The 18,250-nt window shown below is 44.1% G+C and carries 16 protein-coding genes; 5 read left to right on the forward strand and 11 right to left on the reverse strand.

The window, feature by feature from the left end; translation table 11 throughout:
* Nucleotides 1–94: 94 nt before the first annotated feature.
* From H513_RS0110870 to galU, 4 genes are all read right to left on the reverse strand, one after another.
* Nucleotides 95–1,381, reverse strand: coding sequence for a Y-family DNA polymerase (locus H513_RS0110870; protein ID WP_036770047.1), 1,287 nt, complete (start codon nucleotides 1,379–1,381; stop codon nucleotides 95–97).
* Nucleotides 1,382–1,512: 131 nt separating this feature from the next.
* Complete coding sequence (locus H513_RS0110875; protein ID WP_026800775.1) at nucleotides 1,513–2,307, reverse strand: SDR family NAD(P)-dependent oxidoreductase; 795 nt, start codon at nucleotides 2,305–2,307, stop codon at nucleotides 1,513–1,515.
* Nucleotides 2,308–2,320: 13 nt separating this feature from the next.
* A complete protein-coding gene (locus H513_RS0110880) occupies nucleotides 2,321–3,277 on the reverse strand; it encodes an MBL fold metallo-hydrolase (protein ID WP_026800776.1) in 957 nt (318 codons plus the stop codon).
* A 108-nt stretch (nucleotides 3,278–3,385) separates the two neighbouring features.
* Entirely contained in the window at nucleotides 3,386–4,240 is an 855-nt protein-coding gene (gene galU / locus H513_RS0110885) for a UTP--glucose-1-phosphate uridylyltransferase GalU (RefSeq protein WP_026800777.1), read from the reverse strand.
* A gap of 454 nt (nucleotides 4,241–4,694) precedes the next feature.
* Between galU and H513_RS0110890 the strand changes: the two genes are divergently transcribed.
* The gene (locus tag H513_RS0110890; protein WP_026800778.1) at nucleotides 4,695–6,230 is read left to right on the forward strand and encodes an AbgT family transporter; all 1,536 of its coding nucleotides are present in this window, start codon (nucleotides 4,695–4,697) and stop codon (nucleotides 6,228–6,230) included.
* A gap of 103 nt (nucleotides 6,231–6,333) precedes the next feature.
* Here the strand turns inward: H513_RS0110890 and H513_RS0110895 are convergent, their stop codons facing one another.
* Nucleotides 6,334–6,909: a DUF4256 domain-containing protein gene (locus tag H513_RS0110895; protein ID WP_036770043.1), complete on the reverse strand. Its 576-nt coding sequence runs from the start codon at nucleotides 6,907–6,909 to the stop codon at nucleotides 6,334–6,336.
* Between the two features lie 69 nt (nucleotides 6,910–6,978).
* Nucleotides 6,979–8,592: a M20/M25/M40 family metallo-hydrolase gene (locus tag H513_RS0110900; RefSeq protein ID WP_026800780.1), complete on the reverse strand. Its 1,614-nt coding sequence runs from the start codon at nucleotides 8,590–8,592 to the stop codon at nucleotides 6,979–6,981.
* A gap of 90 nt (nucleotides 8,593–8,682) precedes the next feature.
* On the opposite strand from H513_RS0110900, the gene H513_RS0110905 reads away from it, so the two are divergent.
* The 3 genes from H513_RS0110905 (at nucleotide 8,683) to H513_RS0110915 (ending at nucleotide 12,327) form a co-directional block, all read left to right on the forward strand.
* Entirely contained in the window at nucleotides 8,683–9,444 is a 762-nt protein-coding gene (locus H513_RS0110905; RefSeq protein ID WP_026800781.1) for a glycerophosphodiester phosphodiesterase, read from the forward strand.
* A 337-nt stretch (nucleotides 9,445–9,781) separates the two neighbouring features.
* Nucleotides 9,782–11,221, forward strand: a complete 1,440-nt coding sequence (locus H513_RS0110910) for an NADP-dependent glyceraldehyde-3-phosphate dehydrogenase (RefSeq protein WP_026800782.1) — start codon at nucleotides 9,782–9,784, stop codon at nucleotides 11,219–11,221.
* A 218-nt stretch (nucleotides 11,222–11,439) separates the two neighbouring features.
* The gene (locus H513_RS0110915; protein ID WP_026800783.1) at nucleotides 11,440–12,327 is read left to right on the forward strand and encodes a hypothetical protein; all 888 of its coding nucleotides are present in this window, start codon (nucleotides 11,440–11,442) and stop codon (nucleotides 12,325–12,327) included.
* Nucleotides 12,328–12,734: 407 nt separating this feature from the next.
* On the opposite strand, the gene H513_RS0110920 is transcribed toward H513_RS0110915, so the two are convergent.
* The gene (locus tag H513_RS0110920; RefSeq protein ID WP_026800784.1) at nucleotides 12,735–13,745 is read right to left on the reverse strand and encodes an oxidoreductase; all 1,011 of its coding nucleotides are present in this window, start codon (nucleotides 13,743–13,745) and stop codon (nucleotides 12,735–12,737) included.
* A 156-nt stretch (nucleotides 13,746–13,901) separates the two neighbouring features.
* On the opposite strand from H513_RS0110920, the gene H513_RS0110925 reads away from it, so the two are divergent.
* Complete coding sequence (locus H513_RS0110925) at nucleotides 13,902–15,221, forward strand: GntP family permease (protein ID WP_026800785.1); 1,320 nt, start codon at nucleotides 13,902–13,904, stop codon at nucleotides 15,219–15,221.
* 38 nt (nucleotides 15,222–15,259) lie between these two features.
* Here H513_RS0110925 and H513_RS0110930 read toward each other — a convergent pair whose 3' ends face one another.
* The 4 genes from H513_RS0110930 to H513_RS0110945 form a co-directional block, all read right to left on the reverse strand.
* Nucleotides 15,260–15,997 (reverse strand): amino acid ABC transporter ATP-binding protein, encoded by a 738-nt coding sequence (locus H513_RS0110930; RefSeq protein WP_026800786.1) that lies wholly within the window; start codon nucleotides 15,995–15,997, stop codon nucleotides 15,260–15,262.
* 12 nt (nucleotides 15,998–16,009) lie between these two features.
* Nucleotides 16,010–16,723: an amino acid ABC transporter permease gene (locus H513_RS0110935; RefSeq protein ID WP_051239905.1), complete on the reverse strand. Its 714-nt coding sequence runs from the start codon at nucleotides 16,721–16,723 to the stop codon at nucleotides 16,010–16,012.
* The gene (locus H513_RS0110940; RefSeq protein ID WP_026800788.1) at nucleotides 16,707–17,516 is read right to left on the reverse strand and encodes an amino acid ABC transporter substrate-binding protein; all 810 of its coding nucleotides are present in this window, start codon (nucleotides 17,514–17,516) and stop codon (nucleotides 16,707–16,709) included. The genes H513_RS0110935 and H513_RS0110940 overlap by 17 nt, the downstream gene beginning before the upstream one ends.
* Before the next feature lie 198 nt (nucleotides 17,517–17,714).
* Nucleotides 17,715–18,224: a GNAT family N-acetyltransferase gene (locus H513_RS0110945; protein WP_026800789.1), complete on the reverse strand. Its 510-nt coding sequence runs from the start codon at nucleotides 18,222–18,224 to the stop codon at nucleotides 17,715–17,717.
* Between the last annotated feature and the right edge of the window lie 26 nt (nucleotides 18,225–18,250).

The raw sequence follows: 18,250 nt of genomic DNA on the forward strand, positions 1-18,250 counted from the left end.
ATTGAAGCTTATGGGAGTTCAGGACTGCTAAGCCATGAATTTATAAAGATTCGGCTACAGCACAACAAATGGACGGACCTCCGTCCATCCATCATCATTCTGCATAATGACCGCCTACTAGCTTGCTCCGATGCTTCGCGGTTCCGGCTTTCGTATAGGAGACAGCCCGTAAGAGTGCGTCATTGCCGAAGCGGTCCCGGATACTGTCCATTACGTAGCCAAGGTCGCGTTGCTTATCTCGTTCTGGTTCAAAGAAGCTCATTTGCATACCGACATCATCTGAGATGTTGGAGAGCGCAATCGATATTTTGCGGACGGTCCGCTGTTCGTAGAACTCATCGAATAACTGCATGCAGACATCATAAAGCTCCATTGTAATATTCGTTGGCGTATCAATGGAGCGGGAACGGTAAAATCCTCCCGCCGCTTCATCTTTGCTATAGCTTAGTCCAAGGCTAATGGTACGTCCGGCCTTTTGATGGGTTCGTGCCCGCTTGGCCACCTCTTCGCACATCTCTAGAATGACGTATTTCACTTCTTCCGGGTCGTGATAGTCGCGGAGGAGAATTTGGCTTTTGCCGAAGCTGATTTGCCCTTGCATGATTGGTGCACCGAGTTCAGACAAATCCACCCCGTTCGCGTGATAATACAGCTGATTTCCCATGACGCCGAACGTCTTCTCGAGCTGCTTTAGTGGGTAACGAGCAAGCTGCCCGATTGTCGTAATGCCCATACGGTTAAGCCGCTTCTCTAACTGAGAACCAATCCCCCACATTTCACGAAGCGGGGTTACAGGCCAAAGTCTTGTCTTTATATCGTCATAAGTCCATTCGGCAATGCCTTCTTTCTTCGCATCCAAATCGAGACATAGCTTTGACATGAGCATGTTTGGCCCGATTCCGATGGCACATGGAAGGTGAAATGTCTCAAGCATCTCATCTTGAATCATCTTTGCTACTTCTTCTGCACTCCCCCATAACCGTTCTGTTCCAGTTACATCGAGAAAGCTTTCATCGACACTGTACGTATGAATGGCCTCCTTCGGCACGTAGCGATGAAACAACCGGGTAATCTCGCTTGAGATTTCAAGGTATAGCCTCATTTGGGCTGGTACGATATGAATACGCGGGTCATCAGGAATCTCGAACAACCGGTTTCCTGTCTTGATCCCAAAGTCTTTCTTAAGCGCCGGGCTCGCTGCCAATACGACACTTCCTGAACGATTCAAGTCTGCCACGACTGCCAAATGCGTCGTCAGCGGGTCAAGCCCTCTCGTAATCGCTGCGCAGCTAGCGTAAAAACTCTTCATATCAATACACAGGATTTTGCGGTCTGGAAACGATGAATAATCAATAACGGGGTTGTGATTCTTAGCGCTCATTCCCCTCTCCTCCTTTTGAACTACCGAAAGTGGTTACTTCTTATTATGCGAACTTTTGTTCGGTTTATCAATAGGGAGATGCTGGAAACACAAAAAAATGCCCGAGCTTTACGCTCGAGCACAATGACGTCTTATTTCTTTCTAAACTGCTTGGCGAACATCGCTTCAACCACACCAGGCATCAGCTGATACACTTTTGAACCTAGCTCCATCCAAGTCGGTAAATTGATTTCCCGTTTTCGTTTAAAGAGGTGTCGAACAACGGTACGAGCCACTCGGTCTGGGTCTAACATCCATCGTTCCACCGACTGTGTGTACGTCCCATCAGGATCTGCTGTATCGAAGAAGTTCGTGCGAACAGGACCTAGATTTACTGCCGTTACATATACGCCTTTATGCTGCACTTCTAAACGAAGCGAGTTCGTAAAGCCCAGTACAGCATGCTTCGTAGCGGCGTATCCGCTCGACTTGGGTGTTGAAATCTTCCCTGCTTGGCTTGCAATGTTCACAATGTGGCCCGTTCCTCGTGAGAGCATAGACGGAAGAACTTCTTTCACGCACTGAATAAGACCTAAGACGTTAACATCGAACATGGACTGAAACGAGGTCAAGTCCGTTTCCATCACATCTTCGAATACACCAAATCCAGCATTATTAATCAAAGCATCAATGCGAACTCCTTCTTCTTTCATCCTTTGAAAGACGTGATGGACGTCTTCTCGATTAGAGACGTCACACCGGTAGTAGGAAACGGCTATCCTCCACTCATCTTGGAGGTGATTAGTAAGCTCCTTAAGCTTCCCTTCATTCCTCGCAAGTAGGACGAGGTTGCCTCCTTCTCTCGCGATTTCAACAGCTATGCTCTTTCCAATTCCACTCGATGCTCCCGTGACGAGCACGGTTTTGTTCTTTAGATGTTGGGTCACAAGACATTACTCCTTATCGACTTACGTAATAGCTAACGCCGTCGTGCCACTGTACGGCTACGGCTCCAATACTTTCTAAATAGTCCAGCTGACCGAGCGTTTCAGACATCGCGAGACCAAGCTCTTTCTTGAATTGTTTCGGAAATAGAGCGGTACATATTTCGAAAGGGGTCTTCGGTGTAGTCAATAGAAGTCTAACTTTCTCGGCACGTTGTTCTTGTTTATGAATTCGTTCTGTTACTAATTCCTCAATCCCTGAGAAGATCTTTCCATGTCCGGGATAGACACGCTTCACGCCAAGGTCCACACAAGCAAGCATTGCGTTCCGATATTGAAGCAGCGGCTTCGGTCGCTCCCCACCTTCGTACCGAGGAGGTTCTATTAGTGGGTTGGAAGAAATGTGAGGAAGAATGTGGTCCCCTGCGAGCAACGATCCATCCTGTTCTCGGTAGAAAGAGAGATGGCTTTGAGCGTGACCTGGCGTTTCAATCACGACCCAATCTGGATGCCCAGGCAATAAATCCCCTTGTTGAAGTTCTCCATGGAGTGTCCCTTTCGTTAAATACTTTAAAGGGTCTCTTAGGAATTTCAAATACTTCTTAAATTCTTCAGGCACACCGGTTTCGGCGTACAGTTGAATAAAGAACGCCTCATATTGCTCAAAGAAAGCTGGTGGTTGCTCGAGCCAAGGTCGATTGTCCTGATGACCATACACAGTGGCATTCGGGAAATAGCCTACAAGACCAATGTGATCTGGGTGATGATGCGTGAGGATAATCTGCTCGATGTCCTCAGGTTCATAACCAATTTCCTTCAACTGCGTCGTCATGGCTTCCAAAGCTTCTTCTGTCTTCACCCCAGCATCAATAAGGCTAAGACGCTCGCCTTGCAGTAAATATGTATGAACATCCCCGACCGCGAATGGTGTTGGGACAGTCAGTTGATAAATCGTATCTGTCATAGTAATCATATAAGCCCCCTCCGGAATGAATCATCATTCATTTTTGTTATTCTTATTGTACCCCTTACACTACATTTTGTCATATAGAAAAAGAAAAAGCTCTCGTACATCGAGAGCTTAATGACTTAACAAATGAGCGATGTAGGCTTGAAGCGGCTCGCCTAGATCATCACGTTGTGAGGCGAGTTCGATATTGGCTTTAATATACCCGATTTGATCCCCGATATCATACCGCTTTCCTTCATAGATTTGTGCAAAGATGGCTTCCTTTTGTAGCAGTGTCCCGATAGCAGCTGTAAGTTGAATTTCTCCATCAATCTCCTGTTGCTGGTCGATTTCATCAAATATTGCTGGGGTTAGTACGTATCGTCCTGTAATCGCCCATCTGGATGCAGGTCTTTCTTTAGGTTTCTCTACCACGTGCTGAACACGACCATGTTGATCTATCTCTACAATTCCATACTTCGTTAAATCCTGTACCGATTCCTCTCGAACTAAGAGCGTTGAGGCTTGAACTTCCTTATAGTCCTTCATCACTCGCCCGATAGCAGGTGTCTCGTCTTCTTCTATTAGAATGTCGTCACCAAGTAGAACGGCAAAGTGTTCATCCCCTACGAATGCTTTCGCGCATCGTACAGCGTCTCCTAGACCACGAGGCGTTTTCTGACGGATGTAGTGAATATCTGCCAGTTCAGATACGTCTCGAACCATATTTAATTGAGCATACTTTTCCTTGTCCTCAAGTGTCCGTTCCAACTCATAACTTCGATCGAAATGGTCTTCAATCGCTCGCTTATGGCGGCCAGTGACAATTAGAATGTCTTCAATCCCCGCTCGGACAGCTTCTTCCACCACATACTGTATCGCAGGCTTATCCACGATTGGAAGCATTTCTTTCGGTTGCGCCTTCGTAGCAGGTAGAAAGCGGGTCCCTAAGCCGGCCGCTGGTATGACTGCCTTCTTCACATTCATCTTTCTCCCCTCCCCTTTCTTCCTATTCTAATTCGGAAATGTGTACGGCTTTCAAATCAAGTTTTAAGATTATGTAACTTTGTAGAATCAATCACTTTAAGGTGTAATTCTTTTCCTTTCTACAGATGATATACACAACGAGATAGGAGCCTCATCACAAAAAAATTTGTTAAAAAAACACGTTTAACATTGTCCATCGGAGAAACTCTAAATTGTTTCTCAACCATCCATAATCGTATAAAAGTGCGGATAATCAACAATTTTCTATCAAGTGTGTACACCTGTGAAAGACTAGTGTTTCACCAACATAGAAAAATGTCTACTTTATTGAAATTTCATAACATTCCGTATTTTGTAATAAGACTTTTCAATGCCTACAGGACGACTTATAATGCACAAGTGCTTTAACGCGGAAAAAGATATTGAACACCTAATGTGAAAGGAAGATCCACCCATGGAAAACACTCAAAAAAGTGGCTGGACTGGAAAGTTTCTAGACGTTATTGAACGCGTCGGGAATAAACTTCCACACCCAGTAACCATTTTTGCTCTGTTCGCACTTATTATTGTTATCACTTCAGGTATCCTTTCTTTCTTCAACGTTCAAGTTGAAGACCCGATTAAGGGAGAAACGATTACCGTCTTCAACCTTCTATCTTCAGAAGGAATACAGTACATGTTCGAAAACTTAGTCAGTAACTTCACAGGGTTCGCCCCGCTTGGTACTGTACTTGTCACCATGCTTGGTATCGGAATTGCGGAACGTTCCGGATTAATTAGTGCCATGCTACGTGGTTTAGTGATGTCAGTACCGAAGAGCTGGATTACAGCGGCACTTGTCTTCGCCGGAATCATGTCCAGCATGGCAGCCGATGCTGGGTACGTTGTGCTCGTGCCACTTGGTGCCGTTCTCTTCGCAGGAATGGGACGTCATCCACTAGCTGGTCTTGCTGCTGCCTTTGCTGGTGTATCGGCTGGCTTTAGCGCGAACTTGTCTTTAACTGCAATTGACCCAATTCTTGCAGATTTAACGATTGAAGCTGTTAATTCATCTGCTTTCGCTTCATATGCAGGTGAAATTCAATACACAATGAACTACTACTTCATGCTCTTCTCCGTGTTCCTATTAACTGCTGTAGGTACATGGGTAACAAACCGGATTGTGGAACCACGTCTTGGAACGTATGAAGGGAATGTAGAAGAAACAGTAGAAGGACTAACGAAAACAGAAAAGAAAGGCCTACTGTCAGCTCTTATCGCATTGCTTGGAACAGCTGGACTTCTTTCTCTCTTAATCATTCCTGAAGCCGCGCCTTTACGTGGTGAAGAATTCTTGAAGTCCCCATTCTTCTTTAACTTAGTGCCTGTTATTGTGCTTATCTTCTTTATCCCTGGTTTCGTATACGGTCGTGTAACGAAAACGATTAAGAACGACAAAGATGTAGCGAATCAAATGACAGCGACAATGGAAACAATGGGCTCTTACATCGTCCTATCGTTTGCTGCGGCTCAATTTGTTGCCTACTTCAACCAAACGAATATCGGAAAGATTGTTGCTGTGCATGCAGCCAACTTCCTACAGACAACAGGCTTTGATGGGATTGCGCTTATCTTTGTATTCATCATTGTTGCAGCAAGCATTAACATGTTCATGGGAAGTGCTTCAGCAAAATGGGCAATTATGGCCCCAGTATTCGTACCGATTATGATGCGCTTAGGTTATTCTCCTGAATTTACGACGTTGATCTACCGTATTGCTGACTCAACAACGAACGTAATTTCCCCGCTGATGACTTACTTTGCCATCGTGATAGCATTTGCTCAGAAATATGACAAACGAATTGGAATCGGGACACTTGTCTCAACAATGCTCCCTTATTCAATTGCCTTCTTTATTATCTGGATTATTGTCCTATTCGTCTGGATGGCACTTGGAATTCCAATTGGACCTGGTGCAGGGATTGAATTTGATCCTTCACAATGGAAATAATCTACAGAATTAGATTCATCCTATAAGATACTCCTCAGCTTGTAGAGAAAGTACGATTTCTCTACAAGCTTTTTTCTATTCTAAGGTGGCCTGAACTATGTTCTCAAATCGTTAAAGATGCTCGAAATCCTCTAGCAGCATAATAGGACTCCGCTCCGTTATGATATAAGAAGACGTGACCATAACGACGATCACAGAACAGCGCCCCGCCTTGTTCACGGATATCAGCCGGTGTTTCAACCCAACTTGATGTCTTGTAATCTACATGGTCTAGCTTTTGCAAATAGCGGTATTGCTCCTCAGTTAGAAGCCTAACCCCCATCTCCTTCGCCAAGTCCAATGCGGAATTGTCTGGCTTATGCTTCTTCCGTGATTCTAACGCTTCTCGGTCGTAACAGACGCTTCTCCGGCCTTTAGGACTCTCCTTACTACAATCGTAAAACACAATCTCATCCTTCTCTTCCTTATAGAACACGACGTCCGGTTCTCCCCCTGTACACTCCATCTCATTTAGAGACCAAAGCTTTGCAGGGAACTCTGTTAGCTTCTGTTGAACACGTTCCCACTTCACATTCGGATGGCGGTGACGATTTTCGTTGAAGCGTGCTTCTAACGTGCCTAGTAGTTCTTCACGATGTTCAGGTGCCAGTTGTTTTAGATCTGTTGCTTTATTGACCATGAAATTCCTCCATTGTACATGTTCTAGCGTTTAGTATAGGTGTAGGTCTTTCTAGAATCCACAAGGTTGTCACGAAACTAATAGCTTCTGAATCGTCTCTGACACAAGGTTTGGGAGCACTGTAAAGCTGTAGTCCATTTCTAATCGCTCCGTCCATTGGTGAGCGTCTTTTCCATGCGGTCCGACGTTCAAGATTGGCATTTGGAACGCTTGGAGTAGTTCTTCAGACAAACTGAACCCTTTCCCACTTAACGGCATGTTATGAAGAAGCGCATCTAATGAGGATGGGCTAGAAGCTGGACCGATAAAGCTTAAATCGGACAACCCACTAAAGTATTCAATTTCCTTTAATGTGATGCCTTCCTGCTCCGCTCGCTCCATCACATGTTGTAATGTCCCACGGATATATGGGTCGTCTTTCGAGGACACCGATGGATAGAATGGGGGGCTATAGAACAACACAATCATTGGCGCTAAATCCTTACAAAGGGAAGCCACTTCGTAGACAAGCTGTGTAGAAAAGTCTCGGTCCCCTCCCTCTCGTAAGCTCATAAGGAGGTTCTGCCTACGCTCCACTTCGAAATCCCCGTGACGCTCGACAGCTTCTTGGTACAGTTCATCGTACGTATAGACACGTACGCTCATGTTCGGAAGCTTTAGCTCTGGACGCCCCGACAAAAAGGCGGATGCTTTCTGTTCATAATGAGCCTTAATCTTTAAGCTGGCCCGTTCTGCGGCCTTTCGTAACTTGTTATTAATCTCTGTTAAAGATTGCCTCATGTACATGACGTTGTACATGCTTACCGCTGCTTGCGGGGTCTGAACAGAGTACTCCACTTTTAAGTCCCGCTGCATCAAGCTAACGGGCGGTGGAGTAGACTCTCCGTCACGATGTTCCACAAAGGTTTCGTTAAGCTCCAACTCTTCAGCCAAGTATCCCACCATTAAATTTGGATTCAACCCTGCAAATGGCTCGCCAACGTGCGTCTCTTTACCGTAACTAAGGAAGCCCGGAAGTAACTTCCCAATCGATCCGGAATAAACATAGTAATTTGGGTCACCAGGATATTGGCTAAACATCGGCTCTCCATTTAGACAGGCAGTATAGGAAAGGCCCTCTTCTTGCTTTAGTTGTTTCAATACATCGAGGGCTGTCAACATTCCAAGTGAGTTCACTTCTTCATCTGGTACAGTGAGAAGCAGGATGTTGCCATCAAAGGCTCCTTCAATAGCCCGTTCAACCATGGACAGATGAAGAGCGAGGCCCGATTTCATATCCATTGCCCCTCGCCCAAATAGCCAGTCTCCTTTTGCTAAATCCTGCTGTACTTGAGGTGGCAACGTTTCTTTCGTTTCATACATTTCCTTCGTAAGCTCTCTCGGGTGAAAGGCAACCTTCTCAAGTGTCCCATAATCCTCCACCCCAACAACGTCGAAATGGCTTAATAAGATCACCGTCTTCTTCTCTTCTCCTCTTTTAACAAGCGCGGTAAGGAGCTGACGTCCATCCTTTAGAGGGTGGGTTTGAACGTACTCGGGATGGTCTTTAAAGTAGGGGAACTCATCAAGTAGACTCTTCACGTGTTCCGGGAAAGCAACTTCATCTGGGCTTCCCGTAATACTCGGATACTCGACTAAGGTTGTTACGAGTTCTTTTAAGGCTACTTTTGTTTGCCATTTCATTGATTTGACCACTCCTTGGTTAGAATTGACTTTTCACCTTCAATGAACCACAATCGAAGTAGAATTGTTACAGAAAGAGGAGGGTGGGACATGTCGACGACCATTTATGCGCATCGTGGTTCTAGTGGGTTGTCACCAGAGAACACAATGCCCGCATTTCAGCAAGCTGAGCAATTGGGAGCAGAAGGAATTGAAACTGATGTCCAATTAACGAAAGACAAAGTTCCAGTACTCATTCATGATGAAACAGTAGACCGTACAACCAATGGGATGGGCTACGTTAAGGACCTCACATACAATGAATTGATGCAGCTTGATGCAGGAAGTTGGTACGCCGAACGTTTCCAAGGGACAAAGATTGTTTCACTAGAGGAGTTTCTGAGTTGGATCAAACCGAAAGACTTTGCGATTAACTTAGAGTTAAAGAACAACATTGTCGATTATCCAAATCTTGAAGCGATTGTGCTTGAGCAGTTACGTACCTTTCAACTGGAAGAACGTACCGTGATCTCAAGCTTTAATTCAGAAAGTATAAAGAGGTTTCGATCTTTAGCATCAGACGTGGAACTTGCGTTATTATCATCAAAGAGAATGGAAGACCCGCTCCGAAACCTAACTGAATGCGGCGCGAATGCGTTCCATGCCAATTACAGATTACTTACCAAAAAGCTTATGCAGCAATGCGACCATCATAACGTCCCGTTACGCATTTATACGGTCAATCGCCCTTCTCGAATGATGCGTTGCTACAATTTAGGCTGTGATGGGATTTTCACCGACTTTCCTCATTTATCGATGGAGAAGAAAGAGCTCCACCACCATCAACAACTTCGGAAGAAAGCCAGTCAATAAGACTGGCCTTTTTTTATTTCCTAACACTATAACACAGGCAGAAGAATGGTTCATTACATTATATTGTTAATTATTTTAAATATTTCATCTTCCCCCAATAAAATTCATAACGATTCCACCCCTACATCATGTAAACCCTTACATATGATAATTTTATACTTCTTATAATAATTTTCAGTAATAAAGCCTTTTCATCCGTATTAAAAAGTTATATTTTTTGCAAAATCACTCAAGAAAACTTACAATAACGAAGTGTAACCATAAATGGTTTGAGGAACTATATACCATGACAGAATCATTCGATGAACCAGCCTAAATTTGCAAAGGAGTTTTCTTAATGACTACAAATACAGAAACAATTAAGACGCTAATAAATGGTCAATGGGCAGAAAGTGCCTCTGAAGCAACGATTGAAATTAAAGCTCCACACAATGATGAACTAATCGGACGCGTTCCATCTCTTTCTCAAAACGAGTTGAACGATTCCATTTCTAAAACCGTAGCTGCACAAGAAGACTGGGCTACTAAATCCATTCAAGAGCGTGGCTCTATCCTTCTAAAATGGGCTGATATTCTTGAAAGCCGTAAAGAAGAACTAGGCGCTACAATTATGAAAGAAGTAGCGAAGAAGAAAAGTTCTGCTGAAGGTGAAGTAACACGTACAGCTGACTTCATTCGTTACACAGTTGAAGAAGCATACCGCCTACACGGTGACGCACTTCGTGGCGATTCATTCAAAGGTGGGTCTAAGAAGAAGATTGGCCTAGCTGAGAAAGCTCCATTAGGTACAATCCTTGCAATTGGACCATTCAACTACCCAATGAACCTTTCTGCATCTAAGATTGCTCCTGCCCTTGTTATGGGGAACAGCGTAATCTTTAAGCCAGCTACACAAGGTGCAATCAGTGGAATTAAAATGGTTGAAGCACTAATTGAAGCTGGTCTTCCAGCAGAACTTGTTACACTAGCGACAGGTCGTGGCTCTGTCATCGGTGACTTCCTTGTTCAGCACCCATCTGTAGACATGATTAACTTCACTGGTGGTACAGCAACAGGCGAGCACATTTCTAAGCTTTCTTCCATGATTCCAGTCGTTCTAGAGCTTGGTGGTAAAGACCCTGCCATCGTTCTTGAAGATGCAGATCTTGATAAAGCAGCTAAAGAAATTGTTGCAGGTGCTTACTCTTACTCAGGTCAACGTTGCACAGCAATCAAGCGTGTACTTGTAAAAGACGAAGTTGCTGATGAACTTGTTCAGAAGATTGAAGCGAAAGTGAAAGATCTTAAAGTTGGTATGCCAGAAGACAACGCCGACATTACGCCATTGATTGATGACAAGAGCGCTGATTACGTTCAAGGTCTAATCGACGAAGCGAAAGAGCAAGGCGCAACAGTTGTTGCTGGAGACAAACGTGACGGTCGTCTTCTAAACGCTACACTTCTTGACAATGTGACAACTGAAATGCGCATTGCTTGGGAAGAGCCTTTCGGACCTGTCCTTCCAATCATCCGCGTATCTAGCGAAGAAGAAGCAGTTCGCATTGCGAACGATTCTGAATACGGTCTTCAAGCAAGCGTGTTCTCAAACGATACTGACCGCGCAATGCGTATCGCTGAGAAACTTGAAGTTGGTACGGTACAACTGAACGCGAAAACGGAGCGTGGTCCAGACCACTTCCCATTCCTAGGAGTTAAATCTTCTGGTCTTGGCGTTCAAGGTATTACAGAAGCGCTACGCTCTGTAGTCCGCGACAAAGTTACAGTTATTAACATGTAATAAAGGATGGAGCTGTCGATTTAGACAGCTCCTTTTTTCTATTCCACAACCATTTCCCCACTCTTATGACAATATTCCCCTTCTATTTACTTTAACTATTCTGAAAACAACTCTTTTTCTTCCCACAGTGCGTACACTATGATATGTTAATTAAGGATATGTAACATAAATGAAATATATATTTAATATAAAGTAACACAATAGAAAGGACGTTACGGTTGAAGTCTCTATTTAATCGCGTCGTATTGTTTAGTGTATGCACCGTAGGATTCGTATCCTTTGTATCTGCTGCAGACCAAGCTAAACGCCCAACTCCCCATGAGTATTCCAACGAAGAAAAAGGAAAACAGGAGAAATCCATTTCCCTATTACCTCTCGGAGATTGGATTTATCTAGATAATTTCTCGTTTGGCAGTGAAGAGATCCGCATTGAACAGCCAAACTCAACACAACCTATCCATGTTCTTAATGAAACCTATACCCCTGTTGAAGCCATCGTCAAAGGGGCCGATTATATTCGATGGACGCTTTATCCAACTGATTCAAATGAACCTATTGCACATTTTTATGACACATCAGCTGCTCCAGTTTACTCCTTCAACTGGGTTAATGTTCCAACAGAAACAAGACGTCTTGTCTTATCTGGTAAAGTGGTCGATGAACCATGGGAAGAGATTCAGTCCTTCTATGTGAGAGGAGAATCTGGGGAAGTTCAAAAAGCTTCTTCTTCAGCACAGGGTTTGATTGCAACAATGCCTGAGCAGCAGAAGGAACTAAAAGAGACTCTTGCACAGTACTTAACGCTTACTTCAGAAGGAAAGTTCAGTCAAGCGTGGAGCTACCTTCATCCTACATCCAAAGAAGAGTCTTCGTCGTACACAGCAGATGAAATACGGAAGCGTTATTTAAGCCAGTCATCCACGTCTTCTGCTAGTGAGGTTGTTGGTGTTCAGCTATACAATCAGCTCACGATTCCTGGTTGCGAGTGTACAGAATCAAGTGTTGCTGAAGTAATTGTTCAGATGACGAATGGGAAGACGACATCGTTCTATGCGAAGCAAGATGAGAATGGTGAATGGAAGTTGCTTTGGTCTTACGGAGAATAGGCAATTGTGAAGGAATAACAAATTAATCTAGAAGAGAGCGCCAAGATATTTTTCTTGGCGCTCTCTTTTTATCTTTAGTAATAGGCGCGCACCCAATTATACCTAGGGGTCAGAGGAAAAGGTTCGCTTTCCTGTGGACGCACTCCTGAGCCTCCTCGTTCGCTCATCGCTCTCTGTGGGGTCTCAGAAGCACGTACTTCCACGGGAGTCTCACCTTTTCCCTTCCCCCTTAAACAGTTAGGCTGGCGCGCCAAACTCTTATAAAGAACTCTCGTATTACTTAAAAAGTACTAACAACTGAATAACTGTAATTTTATCCTCATCCTATTAGGGGGACAATTCTCACAACATAGTCGACTTTTAATGCTCGCCTATTAGCTGTTCATGTTGCGATAACTATCAAGCAACTACTGCTGTGCAAACAACTCTTCGATAATTTCGATCGTTCGTAGGGCTTCTTCTGGTTCTACAGGTACAGCTGCGTTATGCAAGATGGCGTTGGCCATAACGGTGTAGAAGGTTTCGTAACTTCCAAGTTCAGTTTCATACTTGATCCCTTCTGGATATTCGTCGTTCACGAGCGTGCCATTTGTTGATGGGTCTTCTTCTCCCCATCCTTCGTCACCAGGTCCCTTTCCTTCCTTAAGCATAGCTTCTTGTTGGTCCATTCCATATTTAACATAGCTGCCTGTAGTACCGTGAACTTGTAGCTTCGGTCCTAGATGACGAGTTAAGGAGCTACTGTGGAGAATCACTTGTAATGTTCCATAGTCTAGTCTGACATGGAAGTAGTCATCCACCGTTCCTTCTTCGCGTTGAATGCGCACATCACCTTTAATATCTTCAGGCTTGCCAAATAGTGAAATCGCTTGGTCAATCAAGTGTGCTCCTAGGTCGAATAAGATTCCCGCACCTTTGCCTGGTTGCTCCCGCCACCGCTGTCGAACTTCTGGACGGTAACGGTCAAAGTGGGACTCATATTGAACAACCGTTCCAAGAGCACCTTCTTCAATAAGCTTCTTCGCTGTTAAGAAGTCGCTATCATAACGTCGATTCTGATAGACACTCAATTTCACGTTGTGCTCTTTAGCTAAGTCAATCAGCGTTCGCCCTTCTTCAGCAGTCACAACAAATGGTTTATCAATCACTACATGCTTCCCGTTTCGTATGGCACTTTCAGCGATTGGAAAGTGCAATTCATTCGGTGTAGCGATGACGACTAAATCAACACAATCACTTGTAACTAGCTCTTCTACGGTCGTGACATGCACCTTGTCCCCTAAAGCCTTATGTACTTTCTCTTCATTTGAACTTGCTACTTGTGTAATTTCGTATGTATGGAGTCGTTGAAAGAAAGGTGCATGGAACGTCGCACCTGAAAATCCAAATCCAACAAGCCCTACTCGTATCGTACTCATCTAATCCCCCATTTCTATCTGTGTATACATGTACTCTACCACAAATTTACGGTAGATACGTGAGGGAAAGCTTTGTCCTTATTCTCTACCGCATGAAATCCTACCCTTTCACACATAACTATAAGGAATGAATTGTGGGCAAAGGACTGGTTCTATATGCTGAGTTTTATCGGTTTAATAGGAGGGCTTGCCCTTCTTGTTTACTTAACACTTAAAGGGATGAACTTGCTTGTCGTAGCTCCATTTTGCGGCTTGTTTGTCGCACTCTTAAGCGGGTTATCCCTATTTCCCCAGACCAGTGAAGGCGATACAGCGGACTTTCTGAGCAATTACATGAATAGCTTCGCTGATTTCGTATCTTCTTGGTTTCCTATGTTCTTGCTAGGTGCCATATTTGGGAAAGTAATGGAGGACAGTGGGTCTGCTCAAAGTGTATCGAAGTGGGTCATTGGGAAATTAGGTATGGAACGCGCCGTTCTAGCGATTGTATTGGCTTGTGCCTTATTAACGTACGGAGGAGTAAGCTTGTTTGTTGTTGCCTTTTCTGTCTATCCTATGGCAATTAGTTTGTTTAAACAAGCCAATCTTCCTAGACGTTTCATCCCTGCCACGCTTGCATTTGGATCGGTTACGTTCACAATGACGTCTGCTGGCTCTCCAGAAATTCAGAACTGGATTCCAATTGAATACCTTGGAACGAGTCCTTATGCGGGTTGGGAAGTTAGCATCATTGTAGCCATTTTCCTAGCTGGTGCGGGGTATTGGTGGCTTAAGAAGATGATTCAGAAGGCGAAAGATAACGGAGAAGCCTTCGAACAGCGTGAGGACGACCCAGATGTAAGTGATCGTGAGTTGCCGAATCCGATTCTTGGAATTCTTCCGCTAGTAGTCGTCCTGCTATTATCTTTCACCTTACACGATACACTTGAGAAATCAGCTCTTATCGTTGCTCTTCTCGGAGGAAATATCGCTATTTATATACTTAACCGTAAATACTTCCAAGACTTTGGTGAAGCACTATCAGAAGGAACGACAGGTGCGCTTGTCGCCATTGGAAACACAGCTGCTGTTGTCGGATTTGGTGGAGTTGCCCAAGCATCTCCTGCCTTCCAGCAAGCAGTTAATGCCATGACGAATATACCGGGCAGCCCCCTCGTTGGAGGAGCAATCGCTGTAAGTATTATTGCAGGGCTAACCGGGTCAGCTTCAGGTGGGCAGGTCATTGCGCTCCCAATCCTCGCTCCCCACTATTTGGATATGGGAGTCAATCCAGAGGCGTTGCATCGTTCGATTGCGATATCCTCAGGAGCATTGGACTCTCTCCCACATAACGGTTATGTGGTCACGACCATTCGTGCGATCTGTGATGAAACCCACCAACGCGCGTACTGGGCCATGGGTGCCTTGACCGTCGTCTTACCTCTTATAGGAACCGCACTAGCTATTTTGCTCTTCTCATTCGGTTTCGGATTATAATAAAAAGGCTAAGAGCTTATCTAAAGCTCTTAGCCTTTTTATTCGTTCAATAAGTTTAAGAATTGCTTCGTCCGTTCGTGTTGAGGGTGTTCAAAGATGTCAGAAGGCGTACCTCTTTCAATGACGTGTCCGCCGTCCATGAACAGAACCTCGTCTGCCACTTCTTTAGCGAAATTCATTTCGTGGGTCACTACAACCATCGTCATCCCTTCACGTGCCAGGTCTTTCATGACTTGCAGAACTTCTCCTACTAACTCAGGGTCAAGCGCAGAAGTGGGCTCGTCAAATAGGATCACTTCTGGGTCCATGGCAAGTGCTCTTGCAATTCCGACGCGCTGTTCTTGTCCACCAGAAAGTTGAAATGGGTAGTACTGTTCTTTATCTCCTAAGCCAACTTTCTGAAGAAGTTCAGAAGCTTTCTTCTGCGCCTCTTCTTTCTTCCGTTTTTGGACGGTAATCGGTCCTTCCGTCACATTCTGTAAGGCAGTAAAGTGAGGAAACAGATTGTACGTTTGAAAGACCATACCGGTTAGGCGGCGCAAGGAACGAATGTCCTTCTTAGTAATGGTCTCAGTGAAATCTAAGGTTTGGTCGTTAATAGTCAATACCCCTCGATTAGGTGTTTCAAGAACGTTTAAACAACGAAGAAGGGTTGTTTTCCCTGAACCAGATGGGCCTATGATCACAACGACTTTCCCTTTATCAACGTTCAAGTCCACACCCTTTAGCACCTTTAGATTTCCAAACTGAATGTGTAAATCTTTAACAGATAGCATACTTTGGTCTCCTTACGTTTTCACATATCGGTTTAGGCGATTTTCGACCTGGTCCTGTCCTAGAGAAAGAACAAAACAAATCACCCAATATATAAAGGCTGCTTCTGTATAAAGAAGCAATGGTTCGTAGGTGTTCGCTACAATCTCTTGAGACTTACGAAACATCTCCGTAACAAGAATTGTAGAAGCGAGAGACGTATCTTTCACAAGACTAATAAATGAGTTTGACAATGGCGGAATTGAAACGCGAGCAGCTTGTGGCAGGATTACTCGCTTTAATGCCTGCCCATATGTCATCCCAATAGAAGATGAAGCTTCCCATTGTCCTTTCGGGATGGATTGAATGGAAGCACGTATGATTTCAGATGCATACGCCCCCGTATTTAATGAGAACCCAATAACCGCTGCTGGGAAAGGGTCTATCTTCCAACCAATTGAACCGAAACCAAAGAATATAATAAAGAGTTGTACAAGCAATGGCGTACCTCGAATAATCGAGATGTACACACGGGCAATGCCGCTTAGAAGCTTGTTTCCGGATAACCGGAATAAGGCAGTTGTAACCGCAAGAATTAAACCAATGACAAAAGCAATGAGGGTCATTGGAATCGTGTATGTTAGAGCTCCTTTTACTAAAGGCCAGAACGAGCTTTGAGCAATATCTACATATCGTTCAAAGCCTGTTGCTGGCACAGAACCAATCAATATATTATTTAGAAGAGACATCTTCACCAAACCACTTGTTCGATATTTCTGCTAACGTGCCATCTTCTTTCATTTCTTCAAGGGCTCCGTTTACAGCTTCTACTAGCTCCTCATTGCCTTTTCTAAATGCAAATGCATTCTCAGATGCATCCTCTTGACGGTCTACAATTTTGGCTTTTACACCTTCCCCTTTTTGGTTAAGGAAGTCGAGTACAGAAAGACGGTCATTGACAGTTGCTTCAGCGCGGCCTGTTTCAATTAGTTGCATCGCAGGGTTAAATCCTTCAACACCTACAATGTCAGCACCGTATTCTTTAGCAATATCTCCATAGTTACTTGTAAGCGATTGTGCTGCTTTCTTACCTTCAAGGTCCTCAAATGTATTGATGCTCGTGTTATCTTTACCTACCACTAGCACGGCAGAAGTATACGTATATGGTGTAGAGAAGTCATATTTCTCTTTACGGTCTGGTTTAATTCCGACTTGGTTGGCGATCATGTCAAATCGTTCTGTATTTAAACCAGCAAACATGGAATCCCATTTAGTTTCATTGAACTCTACTTCAAGATCTAGACGCTTCGCAACTTCACGCGTAACCTCTACATCGTAACCTGTAAGTTCATCATTTTCACCGTGGAATGTATATGGCGGATAAGTACCTTCTGTTCCAACTGTTAGAACGCCTTTTTCTTTGATTTCATCGTATAAGCTTGCGCTATCGCTAGAGCCTTCGCTGCTCTCATTTCCACTGCCACATGCAGCTAGTACAACGAGCAGAAGTGCGCTTATAAACGAGATTGTTAATCGTTTCATCGGTTTTCCTCCTCAATTTCAATTAAAACCCAGTAAGTTGATGTGAATTAAAATGCTTTATTACTATACACATTGGTTTGAATGACTGTCAATCAAAAAACTTATTATAGTTTGTGTAGCCCTTTATAAAAATATAAGGGTTCTAATCGAAATACAATTTAAACGCTCATAGTTGAAAAGCACATAACAAAAGCTCTCCTATAATAGAGAGCCTTCATCGTCTTCATATATGTATTGCATAAATGCTAAATCAAGCCAGCGGTCAAATTTAAATCCAGCTTTACGAATTGTGCCATTGTGTTGAAAGCCAAGTTGCGAATGAAGGCGAATACTAGCATCATTAGTGGCATCGATTCCAGCTACCATCGTCTTCATACCGCGGCCTTTCGCGTCTTGAAGTACAGAGTGAAGGAGCCGCTTTCCAATCTTACGCCCTCGGTATTCAGGATGAACGTATATGGAATGTTCCACCGTATATTGGTACGCAGGCCAATCGCGGAAAGGACCATACGTTGCAAATCCCGCTACAACCCCTTCGATATCTTCCACGAAAACAGGCCAGTTGAATTGTTGCTTTGAACGGAACCAAGCCTTTCGCTCTTCTAACGTTTGAGGGTGATAACTGTATACCGCCGTTGTATGTATGATGGCATGATTGTAAATTTCTAATATAGCAGCAAGGTCTTCATGTGTCGCTTCCCTGATCATCCCCGTCTCCCCTTTATTCATAATTG

The sequence above is a fragment of the Pontibacillus halophilus JSM 076056 = DSM 19796 genome, from assembly GCF_000425205.1.
Taxonomy (GTDB): Bacteria; Bacillota; Bacilli; order Bacillales; family BH030062; genus Pontibacillus_A; species Pontibacillus_A halophilus.